We start from the raw sequence: 9,050 nt of genomic DNA on the forward strand, positions 1-9,050 counted from the left end.
GCGCGGTGGGCTCTTGCGTTCAGGAGGTTCGCACGGCGCTCGCAGCATCGCGGGCGTCGTGCCTGTGGTACTCATGAGCGACCCGACGGACCGTCAGATCGTGTGAGAAATCATATGCAGATCCGTCGAGGCGGATCAACCCCCTGAGGCGCGGAGTCGCCGGGTGAAGGTCGTGAGACGCCTGCGTTCCTGCCGTTGAGGGGTGCGAACTTCCCTGCCGTGACCCACATTCCTGAGCTTCGGCCGTCGTTCCACACTTGAAATCGTGTAGGAAGTGTTCCTACGATCGGCGCACGCTTCACCGTCGAGCGAGGACCCGCACCGCTGCGGGCCGTCCGCCTCCTCGACCCCTCCCGGACGACGAGGCCCCAGGAAGGCACCCGATGAACGACCTGATCGCACGCGACGTCGAGTACTCCCACGACGGCACCCGCATGATCGGCGCGCTGCGCGCGCCCGCCGGCGGGGAGGCGGCGCCCGGCGTGCTGCTCCTGCACGACGCCTTCGGCCTGAGCGACGACATGCTCGCGGTCGCCGAGCGGCTGGCCGGGCTCGGGTACGCCGTCCTCGCCGCCGACGTCTGGGGGGAGCGGGCCCGCCCGCGCACGCAGGACGAGATCGGGCCGCTCATCGGCGCCATGGTCGCGGACCGGGCGCGCTGGGCGGCGCGGGTCGCGGCGGCCCACGAGGCCGCGGCCGAGCAGCCCGAGATCGACGACGACGCGATCGTCGCACTCGGGTACTGCTTCGGCGGCTCCTCGGCGCTCGAGCACCTGCGCACCGGCGGCGCGGTGCGCGGCGTGGTGAGCGTGCACGGAGGCCTGGACCTGCTCGACCCCGACGCCGGCTGGGGCGCGTGCGATCCCACGGCCCGGGTGCTGCTGTGCACCGGCGACCAGGACCCCATGGCCACCGCCGCGCAGCGCGACGCCCTGCAGCGGGCCATGACCGGCGCGGGCCTCGACTGGGAGACCGACCTCTACAGCGGCACCCGGCACGCCTTCACCAGCCCGCACGCCCGCTTCTCCCCGACGCCCGAGGCGGTCGCGTACCACCCGCGCAACGCGGAGCGCGCCTGGGTCGCCACGACCCGCTTCCTGCGCGAGCTCGCCCACGACCTGAGCCCCGCCGTCGTCGGCTGACGCCGCGGCCCCGAACCACCCCACCAGAGACGAGGACGTCCATGCCAGATCCCCAGCTCGACATCGCCATCGTGGGCGCCGGCCCCGCCGGCCTGGCCGCCGCGCTGCGGCTGCACCAGCGCGGGTTCCGCCCGCGCATCTACGAGACCGTGGCGGAGCTCCGTCCGCTCGGCGTCGGCATCGACGTCAAGGTGTACGGCACCAAGGAGCTCGAGGAGCTCGGGCTGCTCGAGGAGTTCCGGGCCATCTCCGTCGACGCGCGCGACTCGATCTTCTACAACAACCACGGCCAGGAGATCTACGCCGAGCGCTGCGGCGTGCACATGGGCTACCTGCACGAGCAGCGGTTCGTGCACCGCGGCCGCCTCCAGATGCTGCTGTACCGCACGGTGCTGGAGCGGCTCGGCCCGGACTCCGTGGTGCAGGGCGTGCGCACCCTCGGCTACGCGCAGGACGGCGACGGCGTCACGCTCGACGTCGAGCGCGCCGACGGCTCGCGCGGCGAGGTCCCCGCCGACGTCGTGGTGGCCGCCGACGGCATCAACTCGGTGGTGCGGCGGCAGATGCACCCCGAGAGCGCCGAGCCGCACTACTCCGGCATCACCATGTACCGCGGCACCACGCTCATGGAGCCGTACCGCGACGGGCACACGATCCTGCACATCGGCGCCCCGCAGATCGCGACGATGATCGTGTACCCGATCGCCGACGACTTCGAGGGCACGGGCAGGACCCTGGTCAACTGGGTGGTGGAGCGCGAGCGCGACGAGACGGTCGAGGACTGGAACGCCGTCGGCGACGTCGCCGAGATCGTGCCGCTGTTCGACACGGTGAAGCTGCCGTTCCTCGACGTGCAGCAGATGCTGCGCGACGCCCGCGAGGTGTACCTGTTCCCGCTGATCCGGCACGACCCGCTGGAGAGCTGGACCGACGGGCGCGTGGTGCTGGTCGGCGACGCCGCCCACGCCATGTACCCGCGCGGCGGCAACGGCGCCTGCCAGGCGATCGTCGATGGCGCCGTGCTCGCCGAGAAGCTCGCCACGATCGACGACCCGGTCGCCGCGCTCAAGGCGTTCGAGGCCGAGCGGCTCGCCAAGGTCAACGGCATGGTCATGGCGCACCGTGGCGAGGGGTACGAGGTGATCCGCCGGATCGTCGCCGACCGCACGCGGTGCGAGCCGTTCGAGGACATCGAGGCGGTGCTGCCGCTGGCCGAGGCCGACGAGATCTTCTCGAAGTACCACGCGATGGTCGGCCAGCCGCGCCCCGGCTTCGAGGCCGGCGAGACCACCGGCTTCCGCACCGACCACGCGCTGACCGCCGCCCGGCCGGCCTGAGGAGGACCGCCATGCCCCACGACAACCACCCTGCGCCCAGCGCCGCGACAAGCGCCGCGACAAGCCCTGCGCCCAGCGGGGTGACCGTGGCCGACGCCGCGAGCCGCGCCGAGATCCTCGCCCTGGAGGAGCGCCGTCGGGACGCCCTGGTCGCCGGGGACGTCGACGCCCTGGACGCGATGTTCGACGACGCCCTCGTGCACGTGCACGCCCCCGGGCTGGTGCACACCAAGGCGCAGCTCCTGGAGCACGTCGCCACGCGGCGCGCGTACGTCGACGTCGTGCGCGACGACCTCCTGGTGCGCCTCGTCGGGGACGTCGGCGTCGTCACCGGGCGCATCGTCAACCACATGCGGGGGCCGGACGGCGCGCCCCGGGTGCTCGCCGGCGTCGTCACCCAGGTCGTCGTGCGCGGCGACGACGGCGCCTGGCGGTTCGTCAGCTTCCAGATGACACCCGACGGCGAGCAGGTGTGGGGCGCGCTGCCCTCGGAGCAGCAGGCGCCCGCCGAGGACACGAAGGACGGGAACGACAGATGAAGATCGCACGGTTCCGGCTCGGGGAAGGCCCCGTCCGGCTGGGGCGGGTGGACGGCGACGACGCCGACCCCGGCTCGCTCACGGTCACCGACGTCTCCGCCGTCGCGGGCACGTCGCTGCGCGCGATCCTGCCGGAGCTCGGCGCGCGCCGCGACGCGCTCGCCGGGGCGGCGGGGGAGCGGCACGCGCTGTCCGACGTCGTGCTCGAGGCGCCGGTGGACGACCCGCAGAAGTACCTCGGCATCGGCATGAACTACGCCGCGCACGCCGAGGAGGCGCGGCAGGCGGGCATCCCGGTGCCCACCAGCCAGCTGTGGTTCAACAAGCAGGTCTCGTGCATCGTCGGGCCGCACGCCGGCATCGTGAAGCCGGACGTCTCCGACGAGCTGGACTACGAGATCGAGCTCGCCGTCGTGATCGGGAAGCGGTGCAGGCACGTCCCGGTGGACGACGCGCGGTCGGTGATCGCCGGCTACACGGTGGCGAACGACGTGTCCGTGCGGGACTGGCTGCAGAAGCGGTCGCCCACGTTCACGCTGGGCAAGTCGTTCGACACGCACGGCCCGCTCGGCCCGTGGCTCACCACGGACGACGAGGTGGCCGACCCGCTCGACCTGGGGATGCGGCTCACCGTGAACGGCGAGGTCCGCCAGGACTGGCGCACCGACGACATGATCCACGACCTCTACGAGCAGATCGCCTACCTCACGCAGGTGATGACGCTCGAGCCGGGCGACGTGCTGGCCACCGGCACGCCGTCGGGGATCGGCGCGCCCACCGGCCGCTTCCTCAAGGTCGGCGACGTCGTGCGCGCCGAGATCGAGGGCCTGGGCGCCCTCGAGAACACCGTCGTCGCCGAGCCGGAGCGGGAGGCCTGACGGTGGGCCGCCGCACGACCGTGGACGTGCCCGGGTTCGCGCACGCGAACCCGGTGCCGGTGGCGAGCCGGATCGGTCCGTTCCTCGCCACCGGCGCGCTCACGGGCCGCGACCCGGGCACGCGGGAGATGCCGGAGGACCTCGACGCGCAGTGCGCCAACGCCTTCCGGCACGTGCGTGCCGTGCTCGCGGCGGCGGGCGGCGGCCCGGGCGACGTCCTCAAGCTGACGGTGCACCTCGCCGACCCCGCCGACCGGGAAGCCCTCAACCGCGAGTGGACGGCGCTGTTTCCCGACCCGGGAGACCGGCCGGCGCGTCAGGTCGTCGCCGCGACGCTCGGCGGCGGCGCGCTGGTGCACGTCGACCTGCTCGCCGTCCTCGGCGGGGCGGGGTGGTGGTGACCGGGCGGCGACAGGACGAGAGTGGGCCGCATGACGGGCGACCGGCCGGGCGGGGAGGCGCCGTCGCGGGAGGGCCGGCGCGAGCTGGTGGCCGAGACGGCGTTCGTGCTGGGCATCCTGGTCAAGGGCTTGGACGGCCTGGTGGAGCTCGTCGCGGGCACGGCGCTCCTGGTGCTGCGCCAGGGGCAGGTCCTCGCGCTGACGCGGGCCGCCGTCGCCGAGGAGCTGCGGGAGGACCCGCACGACGTCGTCGCCCACCTGCTGCTGCACGAGGCGGCGGCGCTGAGCCACGGCACGGCGCTCGCGGCCGGGCTGTTCCTGCTGCTCCACGGCGTGGTCAAGGTGGCGATCGTCGGCGCCCTGCTGGCCGGGTCGCGCCGCGTCTACCCGTGGGCTGTGGGGGCGCTCGCGGTGTTCCTCGTCGTCCAGCTCGTGCAGCTGGTGGTCTCGCCCGGGCTCGGTGTCGCGCTCCTCACCGCGCTCGACGCCGCGATCCTGTGGCTGACCTGGCACGAGTGGCGCCGCGGCCGCTCGTTCCGCGACGCGTGGCGCAGCGTGCTCGACGGGTGGTTCCCCGGGCGGGTCACACCCCGTCCAGGGTGAGGCGCACGACGACCTCGTCGCCGTCGTCCACGCCCTCGGGCCGGCGCACGGCGTCCTTGAGCGGGACGAGGTGGCCGCCGTCCTTCGGGAACAGGGACGTGGTGAACGTCGTCGCGCCCAGGCGGCCCGTCACGGGGATCACGCCCCAGCCGTAGGTGACCAGGGGCGCGACCGCCGCGATCTGCTCCGCCTCGGCGTCGGGCACCGCGACGTAGTAGTACGGCGCCGGGCCGCGCCACTGGAACACCTCACCGCGCACCTCGAGCTCCATGCGCCCAGGGTGCCGCGACCTCCTGACACGGACCAGCTCACGCGAGGTCGAGGACGGCGTACCCGTGCCCGTCGAGGTGCACGACGTCGCCCTCGACGCGGTGCCCCCGGACCTCGATCTCGCGCGCACGGGCCGCCCCGGGCACTGCGACCGACACGGCGGCGCGGCCCGGGTTGAGCACGACGGCGAGCGTGCCGCCGCGCACGTACGCGAACGGGTAGCCGGTGGCCAGCACGTCGACGTCGGCGGCGGCGTCGAGCCGCGGGTCCGCCGTGCGCAGGTGCGCGAGGCGGCGCACCAGGTGCAGCACCGAGCCCTCGTCGTCGAGCTGGGCGGCCACGGTCGGGCGGTCGGGGTCCGGGTCCTGGGGCAGGTAGCGCGACTCCGCGACGTCGGGGCCGAGCCGCCCGGCCGGCACGTCGCCCCACTGCATCGGGGTGCGCGAGCCCGCCCGGTCGTAGGTCGGGTTGAGGCGCGAGCCCTCGAGCGTGGGGGTGTCGGGGACGAAGCGCATGCCGATCTCGTCGCCGTAGTAGACCGACGGCATCGACGGCCAGGTGAGGGTGAGGACGAGGGCCGCACGAGCCTGCTCGGCGTCGCGCGCCCCGGCCACCAGCCGCGTGAAGTCGTGGTTCGACGTCGGCAGGCCGGTGAGCCCGCCACGCCCGGCGGCCGCGATGGCCCCGGTGGCCTCCTCCCAGGCCCGGACGAACGTGCCCGCGTCGCCCCGTGCCTCGGCGTCGGCCCAGCTCGGCACCTCGCCCCACGACGGCTGCACCGTGCCGGCGCCGTTGTTCCACAGCGAGCGCAGCGGCAGGCCGTCGTCGTCGCCCCCGAACTGCAGGAAGAAGTCGGCGTGGAAGCCCGACGGCACGGAGACGCGCGGGTCGCCCCACTCGCTGATCAGCACGCGGCCCGGGTAGGTCGCGTCGAGCCAGTCGCGGTTCTCGCGCCACAGGCGGCCGGTCTCGACGAGTCCCGGGTCGTCCTTGACGAGCGACGCCGCCATGTCGACGCGGAACCCGGCGACGCCGAGGTCGAACCAGTGCGCCATGATCTCGCGCAGGGCGCCGCGGTTGGCCTGCGGGCCGGCGGCGTCGACCGGGCTGCGCCACGGCTCGTCGGGGTCCTGGCGCGCGTAGCCGAAGTTGAGCGCCGGCTGCACGGGGAAGAAGTTGGGCAGGTAGAACCCGCCGCGGCGGCCCGGGCCGGGCTCGAAGCCGTCGACGGGGGCGTCGCTCCACACGTACCGGTCGTCGCCGGGGTCGTCCGCCGACGCCGTGAACCACGGGTGCTGGTCGGACGTGTGCCCGGCGACGAGGTCGAGCAGCACGGAGATGCCCCGCCGGCCGGCCTCCTCGGTGAGCTCCGCCAGGTCGTCGTTGGTGCCGTAGCGGGGCGCGATCGTGAGGAAGTCGGCGACGTCGTAGCCGGCGTCGGCGAACGGCGACACGAAGCACGGGTCGAGCCACACGGCGCCCACGCCGAGCCACCGCAGGTAGTCGAGCCGGGCGGTGATCCCGGGGAGGTCGCCGATCCCGTCGCCGTTCCCGTCGGCGAAGCTCTGCGGGTAGAGCTGGTACAGCACGGTCCGCCCGAGGCGCGGGGCGAGGTCGGTGGCGGCGTGCGGGGACGTGGGCGTGGGGGTCGGCACGGAGGCTCCTTCAGGGTCGGGTACGGGGGCGGGGCGGGTCAGACGACGCCGGTGGTGCCGAGCAGCGAGCCGAGGGCGAAGGTGACGCCGAGCGCCAGCGCGCCGCCGACCACCACGCGCACCACGGACCGGGAGCGGGACGACCCGCCGATCCACGCGGCGATCGAGCCGGCGGCGCCGAGGGCGGCGAGGACGACGACGAACGTGCCGGCGACCTTCCACGGCTCGGGGATGAGCAGCACGGCCAGCATCGGCAGCACGCCGCCGCACAGGAACGCGAGCAGCGACGCCCAGGCGGCGTGCCAGGGGCTGACGACGTCGTCGGGGTCGATGTTGAGCTCGGCGGACAGGTGGGCGCCGAGGGCGTCGTGGTGGGTGAGCTCGGTGGCGACCTGGCGGGCCGTGCCCTCGCTGAGGCCCTGCTGGCGGTAGAGGCCGACGAGCTCGTCGAACTCCTCGTCCGGCATGGTCGCGAGCTCGTGCTGCTCCTTGGCGATGAGCGCCTTCTCGCTGTCCGACTGGCTGGACACCGACACGTACTCGCCGAGCGCCATCGAGATCGCGCCGCCCACGAGGGCCGCGAGCCCGGCCGTGAGCACGGGCGCCCGCTCCGGCGTCGCGCCGGCGACGCCCACGACGACGGCCGCCACGGAGACGATGCCGTCGTTGGCGCCCAGCACGCCCGCCCGCAACCAGTTCAGCCGCTGGGCGAGGCCGCCGGCATGCGGCTCATCGGGGTGGCCGGTCGGGTCGGTCTCGATGCGCTCGGACATGTGCCCAGCACAGCATCGGTCGGGGGGTGCCGCCAGCACGACGCGCGCCCGGCGCGGCCCGGACCGGGGGATCAGGCGTGCGTGGGGTGCTCGTGCTCGGGGTGGGTCTCGGGCTCGACCTGGAACGTGGAGTGCTCGACGGCCACGTCGAAGTGGGTGGCCACGCACTCCTGCAGCTCGTCGAGGATGCGGCCGGCGTGCCCGTCGGTGAAGCAGCCCGAGTCGACCACGACGTGCGCCGACAGGATCGGCAGGCCGGTGGCGATGAGGGACGCGTGCACGTCGTGCACGTCGCGCACGTGCTCCACCTTCAGCAGGTGCGAGCGCACCTCGTCGAGGTCCAGGCCGGGCGGGGTGGACTCCAGCAGCACCGAGCCGGCGGCCCGCAGCAGTTTCACCGCGCGCGGCAGGATGAGGGCCCCGATGAGGAGCGCGGCGACGGCGTCGGCCCGCTGCCAGCCGGTGGTGGCGATGACGATCGCGGCGACGATCACGCCCACCGACCCGAGCGCGTCGTTGAGCACCTCGAGGAACGCGGCCCGCAGGTTGAGGTTGGCGTCGCGGCGGCTCGCCAGGACCGCCATCGAGGCGAGGTTGCCCGCGAGGCCGATGACGCCGAAGACGACGAGCTGCGTGGACGGGATCTCCGGTGGCTCGGCGAGGCGCAGCACCGCCTCCACCAGCACGTACACCCCGACCACCAGCAGCACGGCCGCCTGCGCCAGCGCGGCCAGCACCTCGGCCCGCCGGTAGCCCCAGGTGCGCTGCGGCGACGCCGGCCGCAGGGACAGGTGCGCGGCGAACAGGGCCAGCGCGAGGCCGCCGGCGTCGGTGAGCATGTGGGCGGTGTCGACCAGCAGCGCGAGGCTGCCGGTGAGCCACGCGCCCACGGCCTGCGCCACGAGGATCGTGGCCGTGATGCCGAACGCGATCGCGAGGCGCCCGCGGTGGTCGGCGGCGACCTGCGCGTGGTCGTGGTCGTGGGTCACGCGGCGTCCTGGGAGCCGGTGGGCCCGTGGGCGGCGGGCGTCGCGCACGTGCAGTCCGGGCCGCAGCAGTCCGGGTCGACGACGAGCGCGAGCCGCAGCATGTCGCCGAGCGCGTGCGCGAGGTGCGGGTCGGACAGCCGGTACTCGGTGCGGCGCCCGTCCTGGCGCCCCACGACCAGGCCGCAGCCGCGCAGGCACGCGAGCTGGTTGCTCATCACCTGCTTGGAGACGCCCAGCGTCGCGGCGAGGTCGGAGGGGTAGGCGGGCGCGTCGCGCAGCGCGAGCAGGATGCGTGCGCGGGTGCCGTCCGACAGGGCGTGCCCGAGCCTCGCCAGCGCGGCGGTGTGGGTGAGCGTCACGGTCTCCATGAGCGCGACGGTACATGGTGTCGTGTACTCATGCCAGGCTGCCGCCGGACGACGAGGTGCCGAACAGGCGGTTGTGCACCTTCTGAGACGTCAGA

11 protein-coding genes are annotated in these 9,050 nt (G+C 74.2%); 6 read left to right on the top strand and 5 right to left on the bottom strand.

What is annotated here, in order from left to right; genetic code table 11:
* The first annotated feature begins 383 nt into the window (after window positions 1-383).
* Genes ACFQ80_RS19290 through ACFQ80_RS19315 form a run of 6 tightly spaced genes read left to right on the top strand, consistent with a single transcriptional unit; the run spans window position 384 to window position 4,900 of the window.
* Window positions 384-1,142, top strand: a complete 759-nt coding sequence (locus tag ACFQ80_RS19290; protein WP_430564783.1) for a dienelactone hydrolase family protein — start codon at window positions 384-386, stop codon at window positions 1,140-1,142.
* Window positions 1,143-1,183: 41 nt separating this feature from the next.
* Entirely contained in the window at window positions 1,184-2,479 is a 1,296-nt protein-coding gene (locus tag ACFQ80_RS19295; protein ID WP_430564784.1) for an FAD-dependent monooxygenase, read from the top strand.
* Window positions 2,480-2,490: 11 nt separating this feature from the next.
* On the top strand, window positions 2,491-3,018 hold the full coding sequence (locus ACFQ80_RS19300) for a nuclear transport factor 2 family protein (RefSeq protein WP_430564785.1): 528 nt from the start codon (window positions 2,491-2,493) through the stop codon (window positions 3,016-3,018).
* A complete protein-coding gene (locus ACFQ80_RS19305) occupies window positions 3,015-3,896 on the top strand; it encodes a fumarylacetoacetate hydrolase family protein (protein ID WP_430564786.1) in 882 nt (293 codons plus the stop codon). The genes ACFQ80_RS19300 and ACFQ80_RS19305 overlap by 4 nt, the downstream gene beginning before the upstream one ends.
* A gap of 2 nt (window positions 3,897-3,898) precedes the next feature.
* Window positions 3,899-4,297, top strand: a complete 399-nt coding sequence (locus ACFQ80_RS19310) for a RidA family protein (protein WP_430564787.1) — start codon at window positions 3,899-3,901, stop codon at window positions 4,295-4,297.
* A 30-nt stretch (window positions 4,298-4,327) separates the two neighbouring features.
* Window positions 4,328-4,900, top strand: coding sequence for a DUF2127 domain-containing protein (locus tag ACFQ80_RS19315; protein ID WP_430564788.1), 573 nt, complete (start codon window positions 4,328-4,330; stop codon window positions 4,898-4,900).
* Here ACFQ80_RS19315 and ACFQ80_RS19320 read toward each other — a convergent pair.
* The 5 genes from ACFQ80_RS19320 to ACFQ80_RS19340 form a co-directional block, all read right to left on the bottom strand.
* Window positions 4,881-5,171 carry a DUF1905 domain-containing protein gene (locus ACFQ80_RS19320; protein WP_430564789.1) on the bottom strand — a complete coding sequence of 97 codons (291 nt, stop codon included), beginning with the start codon at window positions 5,169-5,171 and terminating at the stop codon, window positions 4,881-4,883. The genes ACFQ80_RS19315 and ACFQ80_RS19320 overlap by 20 nt on opposite strands.
* Before the next feature lie 37 nt (window positions 5,172-5,208).
* A complete protein-coding gene (locus ACFQ80_RS19325; protein WP_430564790.1) occupies window positions 5,209-6,825 on the bottom strand; it encodes an alpha-amylase family glycosyl hydrolase in 1,617 nt (538 codons plus the stop codon).
* A 38-nt stretch (window positions 6,826-6,863) separates the two neighbouring features.
* The gene (locus tag ACFQ80_RS19330; RefSeq protein ID WP_430564791.1) at window positions 6,864-7,598 is read right to left on the bottom strand and encodes a VIT family protein; all 735 of its coding nucleotides are present in this window, start codon (window positions 7,596-7,598) and stop codon (window positions 6,864-6,866) included.
* A 71-nt stretch (window positions 7,599-7,669) separates the two neighbouring features.
* On the bottom strand, window positions 7,670-8,587 hold the full coding sequence (locus ACFQ80_RS19335) for a cation diffusion facilitator family transporter (RefSeq protein WP_430549185.1): 918 nt from the start codon (window positions 8,585-8,587) through the stop codon (window positions 7,670-7,672).
* Window positions 8,584-8,955 carry an ArsR/SmtB family transcription factor gene (locus ACFQ80_RS19340; protein WP_430549184.1) on the bottom strand — a complete coding sequence of 124 codons (372 nt, stop codon included), beginning with the start codon at window positions 8,953-8,955 and terminating at the stop codon, window positions 8,584-8,586. Before ACFQ80_RS19340 ends, ACFQ80_RS19335 begins: the two co-directional genes overlap by 4 nt.
* Window positions 8,956-9,050 lie beyond the last annotated feature (95 nt).

The sequence above is a fragment of the Isoptericola sp. NPDC056578 genome, assembly GCF_042793275.1.
Classification (GTDB): domain Bacteria; phylum Actinomycetota; class Actinomycetes; order Actinomycetales; family Cellulomonadaceae; genus Isoptericola.